Raw genomic sequence first — 17,861 nt, forward strand, 5'->3', positions numbered from 1 at the left:
ATATCCGGACCACAGCACTGTTCCGTTTACTCAGAGCGTTCTGGAGGAATCCTGCTACCTTCTTCAGGAGTGGTCAGCACCGGCGTCCTGCATCGCAGCGTCTGCGACGAGCGATGGTGCTTCGGGGATGATAATATCCTCAGTAGCCAGGATTGCGCCGTCGATAGTTCCGGGAACCGAGAAAATTGGCGCGCCGTCGATAATACCGGCGGTCGTTCGTGTGCCGACGACGGCAGTCCCGTGCTGGTCGTGTGCAAGTTGTCGGAACAGTTCACCAAAACCGGGGAGGCGCTTCTCGTACAGTCGGTCGGCGGCGTCGACAGTCACGTCGTCGGGTTCGACGCCGGTCCCACCGATGGTGATGACGGCGTCGACATCGCGGCGCTCGGCAAGTGTCGTGAGCGTGCTCTGGATGCCGTCGTAGGAGGGCTTGATGAGGTCGCGAGTAGTAACTGACTCGCCCGCGTCTTCGAGGACTTCGACGACCGCATCGCCTTGCGTGTCATCGGCCATCGACCGCTCGGCAGTAACGGTGACGACGGCGTAGGCGAGTCCGTCCTCGGCTTCGGCGGCCGTGGCCGACTGTTCGGTTTGTTCTTCCTCGGACTCACTGTCGGCCTCGGGTTCCTCCGCAGGTTCCTCCTCCTCCTCGGGTTCGTCGTCAGTTTGTGTGCGGGGTTCACGGGACTGGAAATCGACCATACCGGGTCCGACACTCGGGTGATAGAAAAGTCCCACGGGCGTGACTGACCTGTCACCCACGCGATAGCGAGTCAGCCGACCAGTACCATTTTGAGCGCTCTGCTCGTCTGTCCAGATATGCAGGCAGTCCAATTCGACGAACACGGTGACCGAGACGTAATCGAGTACGGCGAGTTCGAAGACCCCGAGCCAGGCCGTGGCGAGGTACTCGTCGAGGTCAAAGCAGGCGCGCTGAACCACCTCGACATCTGGACACGCAAGGGAATGCCAGCACTTGACCTGGAGATGCCACACATCCCGGGCAGTGACTGTGCAGGCGTCGTCGCCGAGACAGGACCCGGTGCGACACGATTCGAGGAAGGGGACCGTGTCGCACTGCTCGCTGGCGTTCCCAGCGAGGGCCACGAGTTCGACCACGACGGCGACCCAACACTCTCGCCGGGCTTTCACATCATCGGCGAACACGTCCGCGGCGTCCACGCCGAGTACGCTGCCCTGCCCGAGTCGAATCTCGTCGAAGTGCCGGAGCACGTCGACTGGGTGACCGCCGCCGCATCGCCACTCGTCTTCCAGACTGCCTGGCGAATGCTTATCGAACGCGGTGAACTGCAGGCCGGCGAGGATGTGCTCGTCCTCGGAGCCAGCGGTGGCGTCGGCCACGCAGCAGTCCAGATTGCCGAGTACACCGGCGCAGAGGTCTACGCAACGGCAAGTAGCGACGAGAAGCTCGACTACGCCGAGGAGGTCGGTGCTGACCACACCATCAACTACGAAGAAGACGATTTCGCCGAGGAAATTCTGGAGATGACCGGCGGCCGCGGCGTGGATATGGTCGTCGACCACATCGGCGCACAGACGTGGCAGAACTCGCTGAAGAGCCTCACGAAGGGCGGCCGACTCGTCACCTGCGGCGCGACGACCGGCGGCCGACCAGAGACAGACATCAACCGAATCTTCTGGAACCAGCTCGAGGTCATCGGCTCGACGATGGCGACCCCGAGCCAGGCCAACGAGGTGCTCGACCTCGTCTGGGAGGGTGAACTCGAACCACGCGTTCGGGAAGTGCTTCCGATGAGCGAAACCGACCGCGCTCACGAGATCATCGAAGAGCGTGAAGGCTTTGGCAAGGTGGTTGTAAAACCAGATAGCGTGTATGACGCCTGACCCCGAACAGGGACCGACAGATTCCACAACGACAGAGCCTGACAGCACTGATGACCCGGACCAGCCGTCGGACCACGGCCAGCAGACCGGCCGGCCGAAGCAGGTCCAACCGGCCGAGGAGATTGACTGGCGAGGCTGGCTCCTCGTCGGCGTTGTCCTCGTCTGCTTTTTCGTTATTCCAGTGTTGATACTGTTCATTCCGCAGGCACAGTCGCTGCTGGCGTCGCTGGGGCTGTCGCGGCGACAGGCCTATCTCGCGATGCCGATGATTCCCGCAATCCTGCTCGGCATTACCGCCGTCTGGGCGGCACTCCGGACTCAGTCTTTCGAGTGAACGGGCGGCCGAGGCGGGTCATTTTTACTATGAAACGACGAACTGCGAGCTAACTCTGATGATTGGCTCGCTGTATTTCCCGCTCATCTTTCTTGCAGCCGTTGTTGGTCTCTGTACCGCCGGGTTCGCGCTGGTTTACCGCGACCAGCCGGGTGCAACACCGCTCGCAGTCTTCGCAGCGAGTGCGAGCCTCTGGGCCACCGTCGAGGCGCTCGAAGTCACGCAGTCGGGCATCGAGACGATGCAACTGTGGACCGGCGTTGCGCTGTCGCTGTCGGCCGTGCTGCCGGCGGTGTGGCTGGTGTTTGCGCTGGAATACACCGGGACCGACCACCAGATTCCGGGGTGGGTCTATCCGGGACTGCTCGTCGAGCCAGTGGCCTTCTGGGCACTCGTTTGGACGAATCGCGACCACAACCTCGTCTGGACGGGTGTCGAACGGATTACCTACAGCGGCTTCACTGTTCTCGATGTGGAGTACGGCCTCGGATTCTGGGGCCATCAGGTCTACTCGTATCTCTTGCTCGCCGCGGGGGCGGCGCTGGTCCTCCGTCTTGTGCTCCGAACCAACCAACTGTATCGGTGGCAGGGGACGACGGTGCTGGCTGCTGTGGTGCTCCCGCTGACACTGAACGCGCTGTACAGTTTCGGCACGCTGCCGCCGGGAATCGACCCGAGTGGGATTGGATACATGCTCGCCGCGCTCCTGTTGGCCGTCGCTGTCTTCGAGGCAGAACTCGAAGGCATTGCGCCAGCGACCCGCGAGGCCGGGCGCGAGGCGGTGTTGACCGAACTCGATGACGCGGTGATTATCTTGACCGGCGACGGCCGAATCGTCGACGCGAATCCGGCCGGCGAGGCTGTGCTCGGCGAGTCAGTCGGAGCGGCACTCGGAACAGAACTCTCCACGCTGGTGCCAGCCCTCAGCGATGTTCTCGACGGAGACGATAGCCAGACGCAGGTCGAACTCGACCAGGACGGTAAGCGGACGTTCTACGATGTCCGCGTCTCGGAACTCTCCCGGGGATATGGAACCGTCTCGGGACGTGTCCTCAGTCTCAGAGACGTAACCCGCCGCCGCCAGCGTGAACAGCGACTCGACGTGCTCAACCGAATGTTACGACACAACATCCGAAACGAACTGAACCTCGTTCGCGGGAAAATCGAACTCGCAGAGGCCAGCGTCGAGAGCGAGGACGCCCTGTCGAATCTGGCGGACGGAAAGACCGCTATCGACTCGATTGTTGCCCGCTCGAACAAACTCGGTCGCCTCTCGCGGATGCTCGACTCAGAGCAGGGCGACCAGATTGACATCGCAGCCGAACTCAGAGAACTCCACAGAGTGGATGGGTTTGATGTGGCAACTGGATCTGTGAGTATCGACCTCCCGGAGCAGGTGGTTGTCGACGGTGGAAGCGCACTCGTCGCCGCCTTCGAGGAACTCGTCACGAACGCTATCGAGCACAACGACAGCGACACACCACGCGTGGTGATTGGCGTGGATGAAGGCGCGTCGGATTCGAGTTACGTCGTCATCACAGTCAGCGACAACGGCCCAGGAATCGAAGACCAAGAGCTTCAAACACTCCTCTCTGGGCAAGAGACCGCGCTGCAGCACGCCAGCGGCGTCGGCCTGTGGCTGGTGACGTGGGTTGTCGAGCGTGCCGGCGGGACAATCGACTTCGAGAACGACGACGGCTGTACCGTTCGGGTTCGGCTCTCGCGGCCCTGAAAGTCAGTCCTCGCGCCGGACCGTCAGCCCGGGATTGTCGAGGTTGTCACGATACTCCGAGGATGGCGGTGGACGGACGTGCAACTGGAGTGTGCCGCGATGTTGGCGCGAGCGGAAAGAAACGGTCACATTCGCCGTTGGGTCGGTGCCAACAGTGAACTCGGCGTATCCGTCTGCCCCTGCCTCAATTGGAATCGGCCCATCGTCGACCGGCAGCGACCGACCAGAGACGAGGACAGTCGCCCCCGCAACTGGCGCGCCGTCGGTGGTCACGACATCGACGCGAACGGTAGCCGATTCGTCGGCTGATTCCACGAGCACCTGCCGAGGTTCGGGTTCGACAGTCAGTTCAGTCCGGTCAGCCTGTTCGACGCTGTCGGCCATCGGAACGAGCAGCGAGAACGCAGCAATGCCGACTGTAACGGCGACGACCAGTCGAATCGGCATCCCCTCGACCGCTCGTTCGTCGGCGCGGAATGGACTGAACACGGGCAGTGTGGCCGCGGCTCGGTATTTGAACGCTCGGACGAGCGCGACCGGAGATTCAAGTACTGTGACGTAACCAGCGCGACCGTGATCAGATACGCGCTCGTGCTCGTCCTTGCGACTGCCATTGTCGGCACCGCTGTGACGGCCGCCGACCAGGTCGCCACGACCAGAGGCGAGCAGACCATAGAGGGCGAGATACAGACTGTCGAGTCAGCCGCAAGTTCGCTGTACGAACTCGAAGAACCGGCCGAAGGCCCGGGACCACGCCGAATTGTCACCCTCGAGATGCACGAGCGTGGACGGCTGCTGGCCGAACCAGCGCAGGTGAAATTCGAGCGTGTCGACGACGTGACCCGTGTCACCTACCGTGTCGATGGCGGCGTGACACAGAAACAGGCAATCTCAGTCCCGATACGGCACGCCGACGGCGGGTCGGTCAAGTTGACGAACTTGAATGACAGCCTTCGACTCGTATTGCGTCTGACTGTCGAGGACGGCGAGCGGGTGGTCACCGTCGAGCCGTACAGTTAAATACGAAGAGCGGACCAGACCGCCCAGTCTATGGCTACGAGCAGAGGACCCTCGCGTGGACAGAGCGAGCCACTGGCAGCGCTGGTTGCCGTCTCGCTCGTCTGTCTCGCTGTGAGTTCTTACGTCGTGTTGTACACCGATACTGTCGGGACGACCGGGAGCGACCGGGCTGTCGATGAGGCCACCACAGACAGGCTCTGGGACCAACTCAGTACCGGCGGACTTGTGGAGGCCGACACCTCAGTGCGAGCAGCAGTCAGCCCAGAGACACTCCCGAAGGGGTACAATGTTGCTGTCACGGTCACGTATGTCGACGGCAACGGGAAGCGCAAGTCGGTGCTCCACCAGACGTTCGACCGGTCGGGAGTCCCGGCGTCACTGACCGTTCCGGGCGACAGTGAGCGAATCGAGCGGCCTGCAACCGTCCGAGTCGGCCCCGGTGACAAGCGGCCCGGTCAGTTCGTCGTCGAGGTGTGGCAATGATGCAGGAGCGAGCGGTCAACACGGTCGTCGACGTTGCGTTCGCACTCTTTGCGCTCAGCGTCGCCGTAGTGCTGCTCTCGACAGTGAATCTCTCCGAACCCGACCAGCCCGACCCCTTCGAGCCAGACCGGACCGCAGCAGTGCTCGGAACGTCAACGTTCGATGTCTCCTACTCTGTCGAACCTGTGCTCGAAGACGCCACGGAGAGCAGCGACGAAATCGACGAGGAGGCCGAGGAGTACCGCTCGGAACGAATCGCTCACGCGTCGATGGCCACGCACGTCAAGACAGCAGCGCTCGGGAGTCTAGCAGTTACTGAGGAGGAAATCACCTCGACCGGGCAGCAGTACGAGTCGGCAATCGACAGCCGCGTGCAGACGGTGCTGGCAAACACGCAGTTCGAGACCAGTGTCACCGCACGCTGGTCACCCTATCCCGACGCGTCGGTTACTGGGTCGGCAACTGTCGGAGCGGAGCCACCGCCGGACGTAGAGCTCAGGACAACGACGCTCACGGTACCGAGCGGCATTCAGCCGACTCGTCGCGCTGCTGTCGAGGCTGTCGCCGACGGCGGCGGCTACGCGGCTGTTGCCGAACTCGTGGCAGAGGCGACTGTCGATGGCTTTCTCCCGGTTATCGAGTCGAAACACGCACTCGAACGCGACGATTCCACGATGGCACTCACTCGCTACCGGTACGAGCGCTTCGCGGCGGTGCTCGACGACGCTGACCGCGAGACAATTCGAGATGACATCGAGCAGGACGATGTCGAGACCGACGACGCAAACGAGTATCTGGCTGCGAGCCTCGCCGAACAACTGGTCGATGAGTTGCGGCGCTCGTTCGACAATCCAGAGGCTGCCGCTCGCTCAGTCTCGACCGGCGATATCACAATCATCGTCAGAACGTGGGACCCATGACCGGGAGGTCCTCGCTACTGCGCGACCGGCGTGCCAGAATTCCATTTGCACTGCTTGGGCTGGCACTGGTGTTGCTCAGCGTCACCTTCGTCGTGCAGGTCGAGACGGCGGACCAGCCCGACCCTCGGCAGGAGACTGACCGGGCGATGGAGCAAACAGCGGCCGCGACAGAAACGGCGCTCACCGACGCACTCCGGGCCGCGAGTCGCCAGGCTGGGACAGCACCGGTGACTGAAGCGGCAGACACGCCGTACGGTGAGGTGCTCGACGACGGCACGACTTTCGAGCAGTATCTGAAGGCCCTGTTCTATCTCGAAGCGCAGGACCAGCTATCCGGGGCCGGGCAGACGGTGGGCAGCGTCGAGACCGAGGTGTCGCTGCCAGCAGTCGAGGACCGTGCAGACTTCGCGGCAGCGCTGGACCGCGTGACGGTTCGACCCGGTTCAGAGATTGAGGGTATCGAAACTGGAATTATCGAGGCCGAAATTTCTGGTATCCAGACCGTTGCACGGGCTGACGGGACACGGCGGGCTGCAGAGACAAAGACAGTGACTGTGGCCGTCGCGTCACCGTTGTTTCAGTTGCACGACCGTACTGAGCGATTCGAGCAGCGACTCGACGCTCCGATCAACAAGCCGGGCTTTGCCCAGCGATTCAACGCCAGAATCTACGCGCTGGGATGGGCACGTGGCTACGCACAGTATGGCGGCCTTCCGGTGACGGAAGTGGTCGCGAACCGCCACGTCGTCCCGTCGGCAAACGACGCTGTCTACCGAACACAGAAAGATGTCTTCGGCGCGGCCGACCCGCAACTCTCCAACGCCGTCCGCCGAGGCTGGCTCTGTATGGCGATGCACGACGCGGAGGGGCTGTACAACAACTACGGCAGGTCAACCGCCACAACCGGTGTCGCAAAAGAGGTCTGTGACGCGAGTCGTTGGCTCTTTGGCAAGCAAGCGACCGGCGACGTTCCCGAGGCCCCCGGTGTGCAGGACCTGCTCGGCGAAGCACCCGGAATGGATGCCAAACACACCATCGGTGTCAACAAAACCAGTCTGCTCCCTATCCGCGACCTCGCCACCGGGGCGGGGTCGAACTCGCTGTCGGCGGTGATTACCCGGATTTACGAGGTTCGGGTCGGTACCGCTGTCGAGACAGACGTGGTCGGAGAGCCGGTCTTCAACCACGGTCGTCCAAGTGAGGCATACAGGTCACGAGTTATCGAGACAGCGGTTGAGGAGACTGACGTCTCAGTTGAGCAGGTCACCGAACCAGACGCCGGCGAACAGTACCGGGCAATTGAGGGAACAGTCAGTATCAGACTTGTGCAGACGAAAGAGCACTATCAGATCATCGAAGGCGAACGAGAGAGCACCGAGACGACAGCGGAGGGAACCAGACGTGTCGAGTTCACGCTGACTGTCCAAGAGCGGCGACGGAACCCGAACGCAAGCATCGACGACTACAATCACGCCGGCCCGGACGGCCTTCCAATTGACGAGGAGTTCGTCTACAGCTCCGGGCCAGGTGTTGGGAAAGCCGCGACGGACCGGACGATTCCGCTCGGCACCGACGGCGGGAAATTCCCAAACTACGGCGACCCCGGCGACAACGCACTATTCGCACTGTTCAAAGGCGTTTCGGACCAATCAGATGAGGACTCTCTCGATGGCGAAAAGGAGCGAAGCGGGACGATGGCCGGCCGAGTTGAAGAGACACTCGAAGAACAGTGGGATGGTGCCGCCACAGAAGACGACCTGCAGTTCTCGAACACCGCGACCGTCAGCGTTCCGCTCCAGTCTCGAAACGCACTCAGAGCCGCAATAATCTACGACCTCAGGCAAATCCAGAGGGAGGTAGCAACAGTCACGCACACGTTCAAGCGAAGCGAAATTATCCACGAGGGCAGCGACACAGGACCGTACGGAGAGTTGCGCGAGAAGGTCCGCGAACACAAAGCGCGCTATCTCGACCGTGAACAGCCCTTTGTGAGCGTCGGACAGAAAGTCATCTACGAAGCGAGATACGCCTATTTTGACGCCCTGGAAGGATATCTCGAACGAATCGAGTCTGCACACGGGGACGCGATGTCGAAAATCGATAGCGAGCTTCCGGATACAGGCATCGAAAACGCGATGAAGTTCCTGCAGCAGGGACTCACGGCGACGCCCCCCGAGCCAGTCCCACTGGATTCGTCGTCGCTGACCGATGACGTCAGGTACGAGGTGTCGGGGTCGCCAACCTATCTCGTCACCGAAGGCGTCACGAGTGAGACGGTGCCGGCTGTCGAAGACGGCGAAACGTTCGCACCGATGGCGGTCAAAAACAGGAATTTCTTCAAATTACCCTACAAGTCGATTGTCAACGGCCTGTTGAACAAAATTGGCAACCACTTCGGCCTGAGCGACCCAGACGCAGAACTCACCTTCCAGTCGGCGAGCGAGGCACTGGTCGCTGGGTCGGAATCGGTCGAAGCCGCTGAAGCCGACCCGGACCACGGTGACCCCGAAGCATTGCGCGAACTCAACAGAAAGGTGAGAGACGCAGTTGACGATTCCATCGAGAAATACACCACGAGGGTGAGCGCACAGATTGCCTATCGACTGTATCCCGACGATGTCACAGTTACCGCTGCAAGCAAAATCATATCCGAACTGGACGGTTGTGACAGCTCCGAGTGCCTCGATATTCCCAAAGATTGTACGGAAGTGGGCTGCAGAATGAAAGACGATTCGAGGGGGAAAGCGGCCTACGATGCGGTGACCACCAAGCTAACAGAGGCCATCGAAGAGTACGGTAGCACAGCCAAAACAGCCGAGGCAATTGCCAACGGAAACATTAGCGACCCAATCGTCAGAGAACTCGCTCATCTCGACAAGCGCCCCAGCTACGCCGAGGGGATGGGAACAACCGAGTGGCGGACGGTCGTCAGGGCTGGGACTCGTCGCGTTGTTCGTGATGTCGCGGGCGAGCAGGGAGTGACGATGTCGGATACCGGCACAATCGAGCAACTCGACAAGAAGATCCGCACCACACTCGAAAGCGTCTCCAGAGAGATACTGAAAAAGCGGTTCGACGCTGCCATCGGCAATGGGTCGTTTAACCTCAACAACTACGACAACTGGGTGAACGGAACCAGGACACCCGTCCGCGTCCCGGCGGGGATGCCAGTATTACCTGTCCCGGGTCAGTGGTACGCGACGGTCAACGTCTGGACAATCGACGTCCACGGCGAGTACGCCCGCTTCGAGGTGTCGGCAAATATGGGAACACCCGAGACAGCGACGGCGACGACATACGTCCGCGAGGACCGAGATGTCGAACTCCAGATTGCCGGGGAGTCTCGCGACGTTGGCTCGGTGGACGAAGTCGATTTCGAGGAGAAGTCGGTGCTGATCGTCGCCGTGCCGCCGGGGGGAATCGGCGTCGGCGACCGCGACGGCAAGGGGCCGGAGTGTTCACCGACCTATCCCGAGACCGGTGACGTATCGGCGAAGAGTGGCGAGTGTGGTCGCACGACCGGAGCACCCGCGGTCAGCGTCTCACAGGGAGGGAAGCCGTGAATCTCGAAGCCCCCGCTGACGCGTGGTACGTCTGGGTTGGGGTTGCGCTGGTGAGCATTGCTGTCGCGGGGGTCGTTGCCGGGTTGCCAAGCCAGCCACCACCCGACACAACGACGGCCGCCAACACGGTCGACCGCGTCGCCGCAAGCGAGTACGGCACAACCGCGACGTACGACCCCGACGCGGCAGCAGCCCGGATTGGAACCCGACAAATCGGGCTCCGCAACGACGGCGGGACACAGTACGCAAGCGTCTCGTTCGGTGCGATGACGCCGGTTGCGGCCGCACGCGGAACGACACACGCTGCCGGAACTGCCCTGCTGGCGGGTGCCAGTCCGCAGGAAACGGTTGAGCAGACAGCAATCGAGAGTGAACTCGAACTCCGGGAACGGCTGGCGGGTGTCAGAGAGCGAATCGACATGACTGGAGCCACTTGGCGGCCAGTCGACGGCAGGATGCGCGTGCGGTCGGTTCGAGTCGACGGCACGATGGTCGTGCTCGTCGGCGTCTGAGTCACACGAAAACCCATAAGACGCTGGCGCGGCCCTTGTCAGTCGATGCGATTGGAGGAGTACTGGGGCATCGGGCCGAAGACCCGTGACCTGCTTGTCGAGAATCTGGGTGCCGAGCGCGCAATCGAGGCCATCGAGTCCGGCGACGTCAGGACGCTAACCGACGCCGGACTGCCCCGCGGGCGAGCGACGCGAATCCTGCGACACGCCCACGGCGGCGCGGCGCTGGACGTGCTGGCAACCCGCGACGCCCGACAAGTCTACAAACAGCTACTCGATATCATCAGCGAGTACGCTGTCACTGAGGGTGCGACCGACCGCATCCGTATTCTCACGCCCCTGTCCGAGCAGTCGGCGATGGCCGACCGACTGGCCGACGTGCAGCAGGCCCGCGAAAGCTGGGACTCGCTGTCCGAGGCTGACCAGACGACCGTACTCGAAGCGTTCCAGCGGTACGACGAGGCTGGCAGTTCTGACCGCGGCGCCGTCGAAGCTGCCCAGCGGCTGCGAGCGTCGGAACTCACCGAGGGCGTCTTCGAGCCCTTGGCTGATTTGTCTGCGTCGGCGCTTTCGGACGCACTCGAGGCGCTCTCCGGCCTCCGCGAGGACAAAGGCGTCGCCGACGGTGCAGACGACCGCCTCGATGAACTCCGCACGCAACTCGGCACGGTCGAGGACCTGCGAGCAACGCCCGAAACCTTGCTCGAGGAGATCCAGTCCAGCGCGCGGGGAACCGGCCAACTCCAGGACACGCTGGCCCGTGAGATTGCAGGCGAAAGCACGCTCGACGTGACGCGAGTTCGTGACGCGATGCCACAGGAGGCCGCAGACGCGCGGGCATTCCTCGGGGAGACGCTGCGCACACTCGCCGACGGACTGCGGTCGGATGCAGCCGAACGTGAGACGGAACTCCGTGAGGAACTCGAGGAGAAACTGGACGCTGCGCGGGACGATATCGACCGAGCAGTGGCAGCCGTCGAAGACATTGCGCTGTCGGTCTCACTTGCGAGATTCGCCGCCGCCTTCGAGTTGACCGCTCCGACGTTCTGTGACCAGGCCGTCGCGGGCGTGGTCAACGCACGAAACGTCTTTCTCCGAGAGGCCGGAGAGAGCGTCCAGCCAATCACCTACGCCGTCGGTGAGCACTCGCTGTCGGTTGCCGGCGCAGCCGTCCCACCGAACGGTGACCGGGTGACTGTACTCACAGGGGCCAACAGCGGCGGGAAAACCACACTACTGGAAACGCTCTGTCAGGTGCAACTGCTCGCCCAGATGGGGCTACCGGTGCCCGCAGACAGCGCCGAACTCCACGTCGTCGAGCGAATTGTCTTCCACCGCCGACACGCGAGTTTCAACGCCGGCGTGTTGGAGTCGACGCTGCGGTCGGTCGTGCCGCCGCTGACCGAGTCTGGGCGGACACTGATGCTGGTCGACGAGTTCGAGGCCATCACCGAACCCGGCAGCGCCGCCGACCTGCTGCACGGCCTCGTGACGCTGACCGTCGAGAAAGGAGCGCTGGGCGTGTTCGTCACCCACCTCGCCGACGACCTCGAACCGCTGCCAGACGCTGCCCGAACCGACGGTATCTTCGCCGAAGGACTGACCACTGACCTCGAACTGGAGGTCGATTACCAGCCGCGGTTCGAGACTGTCGGCCGCTCCACACCAGAATTCATCGTCTCTCGACTCGTCGCAGACGCGAGCGACCGCGGTGAGCGAGCAGGATACGAGACGCTGGCGGAATCGGTCGGCGAGCAGGCCGTCCAGCGGACGCTCGTCGACGCGAAGTGGACCGAGTAAGTGCCTGTTTTTTTCCTGTTGGCTCCCTACCAATACGTATGGCAGCAGTGAGCGAGTCCATCCATATCGACCGACCGGTCGCGGATGTCTTCGGGTATCTCGATGACCCGCACAATCACGCGACGATTACGCCGAGTATCGACAACATTCGGAACATCCAGCCCCTCGATAACGGCGGCAAGCGACTCGAGTACACCTATACGATGGTTGGCGTCGGCATCGACGGCGAACTTGTCGAGCAGGTTCACGAGGAGGGCGAGCGGATGACCTTCGAGATGCGAGGGCGACTCACCGGCGAAATCGACCTCCAGTTTGCAGCCGAAGACGGTGGGACAAGCGTAACCTACAGCGCAGAGTACGACATTCCCAGCCGGGTGCTCGCCGCGGCAGCCTCCGCGCTTGTCGAGCGGTACAACCGCCGAGAGCTACAGACGACACTGGAAAATCTCCGGGCGGAACTCGAAGAATCAGGATAGTCGAGTCCTGGGTCAGCGGGCGAGCGAACGCATGCGACCGAGAACGCTCGACTCTTTTGCGTCTTCGATGACCGTCTCGGCAGCGTGTTCACCGCTGAGCAGACACATCGGAACGCCGATGCCGGGGTTCGTGTCGCCGCCGACGTAGTACAGGCGGTCGACGCCAGGCGCGCGGTGGGTGGGCCGCATCGGCCCAGTCTGGAATAACGTGTGAGCCATCCCGAGAGCCGTACCTTCTGGTTTGTTGAACTGGCTGCGATAGTCCGAGACACACATCTCGCGCTCGAACTCGATTCGGTTCCGGAGGTCAACCCCAACGTGGGCGGCGAGTGAGTCCAGAATGTCTGCTCGCATTCGCTCGCGAGCGGCTTCGTCGTCGTTCAGGCCCGGCGCGATCGGCACTAACACGACGAGTGTTTCCTTGCCCTCGGGGGCTGCCGTGGGATCAGTGCGCGACGGGACGTTGACATAGTAGGCAGGGTTGTCGGGCCAGTGTGGCGACTCGAAGATAGACTCGAAATGATTCTCCCAGTAAGTCGGCAAGACGAGTGTGTGGTGCTCGAATTCCGGGAGTTCGCCGTCGATGCCGAGATAACACATGTACGCCGACGGGGCGTAGGTTCGGTCATCCCAGTAGTCTGGGTCGCGGTCGACCGCGCCCGTTGGCAGTAACTCTCGCTCGGCGTGAGCAACCGGTGCGTTGCAGACCACGCGGTCGTGGGTAGCCCTCCCACCCTCGTAGTTGACTGTCACGCCGTCAGCCTGTGGCTGGAGGCCGTTGACCGGAGTCGATGTCGAAATATCGACGCCCTGCTCGCGACAGACCGAGGCCATCGCCTCGACGACTTCGTACATCCCGCCCTGTGGGTAGTAGACGCCCAACTCGAAGTCGACATGGCTCATCAGGTTGTACAGCGCGGGCGTGTTGTGTGGTGCACCGCCGAGAAACACCAGCGTGTACTGGACGATCTGTCTGAGTTTCGGGTGGTCGAAGTACTCGCTGACGTGGTCGTCCATCGTCCCGAGCAGGGAGAGTCCCCGGGCTGAACGGGCAACGTCGAGCGAGACGTAGTCACGGAACCGACTGCGGTTCGGCACGACGAAGCGGTTCATCCCGATGTCGTATGTTTCGGCGGACTGCTCGAGATAGGACCGAAACGTCTCGGCACCGCCGTCTTCGTAGGAGTCGAACACTGCTGCCGCGCGGTCGGTGTCCGCTGGAATATCGACGCTGTCGCCGTCGGTCCAGAAGACGCGGTAGTGTGGGTCGAGTCGAACGAGGTCGTAGAAGTCCTCGGGCTGGTGGCCGAAGTCCTCGAAGAACCGCTCGAACAGTTCGGGCATCAGATACCACGACGGGCCGGTATCGAACCGGAAGCCATCTTCCTCGATGAGGCCCGCGACGCCGCCAACCTGAGGCTGCCGCTCGTATATGTGGACGTCTGCGCCCGCGTCCGCGAGGTAGGCGGCTGCTGCGAGACCGCCGATGCCCGCGCCGACGATGCCAACCGATTCGTCCGCGAGTGCTGGGTCACTCATGTATTCATATTGGACTACAAAGCAGAGAGCTACGGACCCAGATACTGCGGGTACTTAGGGGACGTACCAGATTCCCCGGTCGCTGTCGAGCCACTGGCCGACGACGACGTGTGGCATCGCCACCACACAGATGAAGATGGTGTAGAAGCCGACCAGCCCACCGAGGAGGGTTCCGACGCCGAGTGGGTTCGGTGCGACGAGCCAGAGTCCAGCGGCGACGAGTCCAGTCGTGAACGCCCCAGCCATGAAGACGCCCCAGATGGCCCCAATCGACAGCCCAGAGTTCGGCTCAGCACGGTGAGCAACGGCCGACCGCCCGGACTGTCGTAGCGAGTACCACAGCGGGAAGTACAGCCCAATCGAGATGATGACGGGAACGACGGCGAAGTACGCCACCAACAGTAGTGTCTCGCCAACGTCGCGTAGCCAGTCGGCCGACAGGCCACCAGTCAAATACCCACCGACGATGTGGGCTCCGAGTGCGATGGCGTAGCCCGTAAGCAGGATAGGCGCGCCAGCCTCGATACGGGTCGCGACAGTCCCCATTGCAGCAGGGTCGAACAGACTAACCATCAACTGCGAGTAGCCGATGTAGATAGGTCGCCAGAACAGTAGCGGGACAATCATCACCGCACCGCCGCGAACCAGCGCTGCCAGCGCACGCTGGCCCCGGTACTGGAGGTGGTCGCTGCCGACGACGGCGTCCATCACGTGGAGGTCACCGTGGCCACCCTTCGCGACTGCCGTTGCAAACGCGATTGCAAGCGCGATGGCTGGCCGGACGAGAAACAGCCCAATGAAGCCAGCGACGGCAAATATGTAGATAGCAACGTACCGTGCGCCAAAGGGGAGGCCGCGGTGGCGGAGATTCGTGAAGTGCTCGTAGCCACCGTGTGGGAGGTTTAGCCCGACCATCCCTGCGAGGTAGACGAGCAGCTGTGTCCTGACCGGCATCTCGACGCCGACGGCCGTGGCCGCAGCGAATCCGACCGTGAGAGCGAGCAGTAACAGCCGTGACGCCGTGATGGGGAGCTGTTCAATCTGCCAGTGCACCCGCTTGCCGGGGAGAGAGGTCGTCGTGCCCATGACAGTTGGTATGGGTGGAACAATCCTAAGCCAGCGGCCACAGTATCGTGGGTATTCAAAAGCGACCGAACATCAAAATCAGGGCAATGCGAACAGGGTGAGTTCTCAGTCCGCGCCGGCAACGAGACTGCTGTCGGACTGGAGCGGCCCTTCCTCTGTGATTTCGAGAACGACGCCCGCTTCGGAGTCAACTGAGAGTTCGATAGAATTGACCTGGAGCACGTATTCGCTGGTGTGCTGGCCGGAGCGGGAGAGTCGGACTCGCTCGTCGAGCACACCGACATCGGTGAGTTGGTCGACCTTGCGGTAGGTCGTCGAAAGCGGGAGGTCACAGCGCTCAGAGAGTTCACTCGCCGACAGTGCCTCGCCGGTCGTCGCCTCGATAATCGACCGGCAGTCCGGGTCTTCGAGCGTGCTGAGAAGTGATTCAACATCAGCTTCCTCAGTCAACGTCGTCTGTTCGCCGCTCGGGCCGGTTCGAGCCCCAGTCATCGAAGGGTGGTTCATACCAATTCCTTTTGGACAGACCTAAACCAGTTCTCACCACCCATATCGAGGGAGGTTTAAGTACAACAGGTCAGCGGCGCAGAGTCAGGCGTCGTCGCTTTGCTCTGTGTCCGGACTGGCAGTGGTTCCGGTCGGGCCGACTGAGAAGACGAACTCGTGTTCCTTCTCTGTCTCGAAGCGGTCGAGGATGTCACGGAGTGGTTCGGCGTAGCGCTGGAGTTCGTTGGCCCGGTCTGAGACGGTGTTCAGTTCGGCAGCCTGTTCCTCGGCCGCGCCTGCGACTTCCTGTGATTCAGCCATTGTCTCCTGGCTCAGTTCGGCGATATGGTCGAGTTCGTCAGCCACATCGCGAATCTGTGCGAGCGCCTCGTCGACAGAGACGTTGTCGTACTCCGTGGCAATCGCTTCAATCCGTTCGACGGTCTCTTCCATCGACCGGCGGAGTTCGTCGAGGCGGTCTTTCTGGTTGTAGGCGTCGTCGGAGATTTTCTGGATGGATTCGGCCACCTGCTCGCTGGCTTCCCGAACCGTCCGAGAGCTTTGCTCGACTTCAGCCCCGGCCTGGTCAACCTCGTCGATGTAGCTTTTGAGTTGGCCTGTGGTCTTTTCGAGTTCGCCGATCATATCGTTGAACTCCTCGGCAATCTGGTCCATCGAGTCTTCTTCGCCGTCCTGTTCCATCCGGCGAGTCATATCACCCTCGCCGACCTGTTGCATCACGTCGGAGTACTCCTCGGCTTTGTCCTGCAGATACCGCGCCAGTTCTTCGGCTTCGGCCCGAGCAACTTCCGCTTCCTTGCGAGCGCTTTCGGCCTCTTTGATCTGGCCTTCGAGGCTGTCTCGAATCCGTGAGAACAGCACCGAGAGTTGCCCGAACTCGTCAGCGCGTGACTGGTTGATGTCGACGCCGAGATTGCCGTCCTCGATCTCTTCGGCGTAGCCGGTGAGTTCGTTCAGCGAACGATTGATGTCACGGGTGATTGCAGCCCCGAGAACGACCAGACCCAGCAGTGAAACAGCAATCAAAATGAGCAGACTTCGTGAGACTTCGCTGGCCGTCGCGAAGACTGTCGACTGCTCAGCCATCGTCGTCACAGACCAGCGTTTGTTCTCGACCGGTGCGGACGCGACAATGAGCTCGTCATCCTCGAACAGGTCCGTCTGTGCGGTGACCTCGTCGGTCCGGGTTTCGAGGTTGCTCTGTGCGAGAAACGGCAGCGAGTCCAGCAGCGGGTGCGGTTCGAGAATCTGGGTGAGGTCCTGGGCGAGCACTACCTGCCCGTCAGCTTCGTGTGAGACGACGTTGATAACGCTGTTCTCCACTGGAGGTTCGAGCAAGGAACTCCGTGTATCCAGGTCAACAACAACGATGATGGCGTGAGTCTGCTCGTTATCGATTTCGCTGCCGAACCCGAGATACTTGGCTTCGCTGCCAGAGGAGCCGACGAGCCCTTCGTAGGGCTCGGCGGAGCGAACCTCAGTCGGGTCGGCCACCTCACCCAGCGCGGCCACCCATGGATACTGCTCTCCGTCGACTGACTGGCCCTCCGCGAACGCGTCGGTGCTGACCTCGACGCGCTGCTCCTCGATATTGTAGTAATGAATTGCAGCAACATCAGACGGCAACCGCCGGAGTTCGTCGTTGAGTGTTTGGCGAACCTCTTCGTCAGACATCTCCGCAATTCCTTCGTCGTTCGAGATTCGGAGTGTGTCGTTGTTTCGTTCTGAAACAAACTGTGTGATACCTTCGGCCTCACGCTCGGAGGCACTGATGAGTGTGTTTTCGGCGTCCTCAGAGACACTCGCCTGGACCCCGGTAAATGTCCACCAGCCGAGCCCTCCGAGAATGAGCGCGATGACGACCACCGCCGCCACGATTTTGAACATATACCTGCTCCGCAATCGATACCCGACACCTCTGTCTTCCCCCTCTTGATTATCCGACATTACACCCTCATATTTCAGGCCGCATAATAAATCTACGCCAAACAATTCAGTGAAAAATAACGTCGGCCGAGCGGGC

At 61.8% G+C, this 17,861-nt stretch carries 16 protein-coding genes; 10 read left to right on the top strand and 6 right to left on the bottom strand.

All coding sequences use genetic code 11. The features are described from left to right. Positions 1 to 63: 63 nt before the first annotated feature. Positions 64 to 702 (bottom strand): MogA/MoaB family molybdenum cofactor biosynthesis protein, encoded by a 639-nt coding sequence (locus tag ACMGFM_RS07415; protein WP_436901825.1) that lies wholly within the window; start codon positions 700 to 702, stop codon positions 64 to 66. 117 nt (positions 703 to 819) lie between these two features. Between ACMGFM_RS07415 and ACMGFM_RS07420 the strand changes: the two genes are divergently transcribed. Genes ACMGFM_RS07420 through ACMGFM_RS07430 form a run of 3 tightly spaced genes read left to right on the top strand, consistent with a single transcriptional unit; the run spans position 820 to position 3,932 of the window. After that, positions 820 to 1,866: a zinc-binding dehydrogenase gene (locus tag ACMGFM_RS07420; protein WP_436901826.1), complete on the top strand. Its 1,047-nt coding sequence runs from the start codon at positions 820 to 822 to the stop codon at positions 1,864 to 1,866. Beyond that, entirely contained in the window at positions 1,856 to 2,200 is a 345-nt protein-coding gene (locus ACMGFM_RS07425) for a DUF7977 family protein (RefSeq protein WP_436901827.1), read from the top strand. Before ACMGFM_RS07420 ends, ACMGFM_RS07425 begins: the two co-directional genes overlap by 11 nt. 58 nt (positions 2,201 to 2,258) lie before the next feature. Continuing rightward, the gene (locus ACMGFM_RS07430) at positions 2,259 to 3,932 is read left to right on the top strand and encodes a sensor histidine kinase (RefSeq protein WP_436901828.1); all 1,674 of its coding nucleotides are present in this window, start codon (positions 2,259 to 2,261) and stop codon (positions 3,930 to 3,932) included. A gap of 3 nt (positions 3,933 to 3,935) precedes the next feature. On the opposite strand, the gene ACMGFM_RS07435 is transcribed toward ACMGFM_RS07430, so the two are convergent. Continuing rightward, the gene (locus ACMGFM_RS07435; protein WP_436901829.1) at positions 3,936 to 4,421 is read right to left on the bottom strand and encodes a DUF7382 domain-containing protein; all 486 of its coding nucleotides are present in this window, start codon (positions 4,419 to 4,421) and stop codon (positions 3,936 to 3,938) included. 84 nt (positions 4,422 to 4,505) lie between these two features. Here ACMGFM_RS07435 and ACMGFM_RS07440 point away from each other — a divergent pair, with 84 nt between their 5' ends. From ACMGFM_RS07440 to ACMGFM_RS07470, 7 genes are read left to right on the top strand one after another with little or no spacing between them, the layout of a single operon-like run. Beyond that, a complete protein-coding gene (locus tag ACMGFM_RS07440) occupies positions 4,506 to 4,952 on the top strand; it encodes a DUF7311 family protein (protein WP_436901830.1) in 447 nt (148 codons plus the stop codon). A gap of 30 nt (positions 4,953 to 4,982) precedes the next feature. Beyond that, entirely contained in the window at positions 4,983 to 5,435 is a 453-nt protein-coding gene (locus tag ACMGFM_RS07445; protein ID WP_436901831.1) for a DUF7285 family protein, read from the top strand. Next, the gene (locus ACMGFM_RS07450) at positions 5,432 to 6,355 is read left to right on the top strand and encodes a DUF7284 family protein (RefSeq protein ID WP_436901832.1); all 924 of its coding nucleotides are present in this window, start codon (positions 5,432 to 5,434) and stop codon (positions 6,353 to 6,355) included. Before ACMGFM_RS07445 ends, ACMGFM_RS07450 begins: the two co-directional genes overlap by 4 nt. Then, a complete protein-coding gene (locus ACMGFM_RS07455; RefSeq protein WP_436901833.1) occupies positions 6,352 to 9,918 on the top strand; it encodes a DUF7286 family protein in 3,567 nt (1,188 codons plus the stop codon). Before ACMGFM_RS07450 ends, ACMGFM_RS07455 begins: the two co-directional genes overlap by 4 nt. After that, positions 9,915 to 10,430, top strand: a complete 516-nt coding sequence (locus tag ACMGFM_RS07460) for a DUF7283 family protein (RefSeq protein WP_436901834.1) — start codon at positions 9,915 to 9,917, stop codon at positions 10,428 to 10,430. Before ACMGFM_RS07455 ends, ACMGFM_RS07460 begins: the two co-directional genes overlap by 4 nt. Positions 10,431 to 10,475: 45 nt before the next feature. Then, positions 10,476 to 12,230: a MutS-related protein gene (locus ACMGFM_RS07465; RefSeq protein ID WP_436901835.1), complete on the top strand. Its 1,755-nt coding sequence runs from the start codon at positions 10,476 to 10,478 to the stop codon at positions 12,228 to 12,230. A 38-nt stretch (positions 12,231 to 12,268) separates the two neighbouring features. Next, positions 12,269 to 12,706, top strand: coding sequence for an SRPBCC family protein (locus ACMGFM_RS07470; RefSeq protein ID WP_436901836.1), 438 nt, complete (start codon positions 12,269 to 12,271; stop codon positions 12,704 to 12,706). A gap of 12 nt (positions 12,707 to 12,718) precedes the next feature. Here the strand turns inward: ACMGFM_RS07470 and crtID are convergent, their stop codons facing one another. From crtID to ACMGFM_RS07490, 4 genes are all read right to left on the bottom strand, one after another. Beyond that, positions 12,719 to 14,245, bottom strand: coding sequence for a bifunctional phytoene desaturase/3,4-desaturase (gene crtID, locus ACMGFM_RS07475; protein WP_436901837.1), 1,527 nt, complete (start codon positions 14,243 to 14,245; stop codon positions 12,719 to 12,721). Positions 14,246 to 14,299: 54 nt separating this feature from the next. Continuing rightward, positions 14,300 to 15,331, bottom strand: coding sequence for a Brp/Blh family beta-carotene 15,15'-dioxygenase (locus tag ACMGFM_RS07480; protein WP_436901838.1), 1,032 nt, complete (start codon positions 15,329 to 15,331; stop codon positions 14,300 to 14,302). Positions 15,332 to 15,436: 105 nt separating this feature from the next. Next, positions 15,437 to 15,838, bottom strand: coding sequence for a helix-turn-helix domain-containing protein (locus ACMGFM_RS07485; protein WP_436901839.1), 402 nt, complete (start codon positions 15,836 to 15,838; stop codon positions 15,437 to 15,439). 84 nt (positions 15,839 to 15,922) lie between these two features. Beyond that, positions 15,923 to 17,725 carry a HAMP domain-containing protein gene (locus ACMGFM_RS07490; protein ID WP_436901840.1) on the bottom strand — a complete coding sequence of 601 codons (1,803 nt, stop codon included), beginning with the start codon at positions 17,723 to 17,725 and terminating at the stop codon, positions 15,923 to 15,925. Positions 17,726 to 17,861 lie beyond the last annotated feature (136 nt).

It is taken from the genome of Halovenus halobia, from assembly GCF_051414135.1.
Classification (GTDB): Archaea; Halobacteriota; Halobacteria; order Halobacteriales; family Haloarculaceae; genus Halovenus; species Halovenus halobia.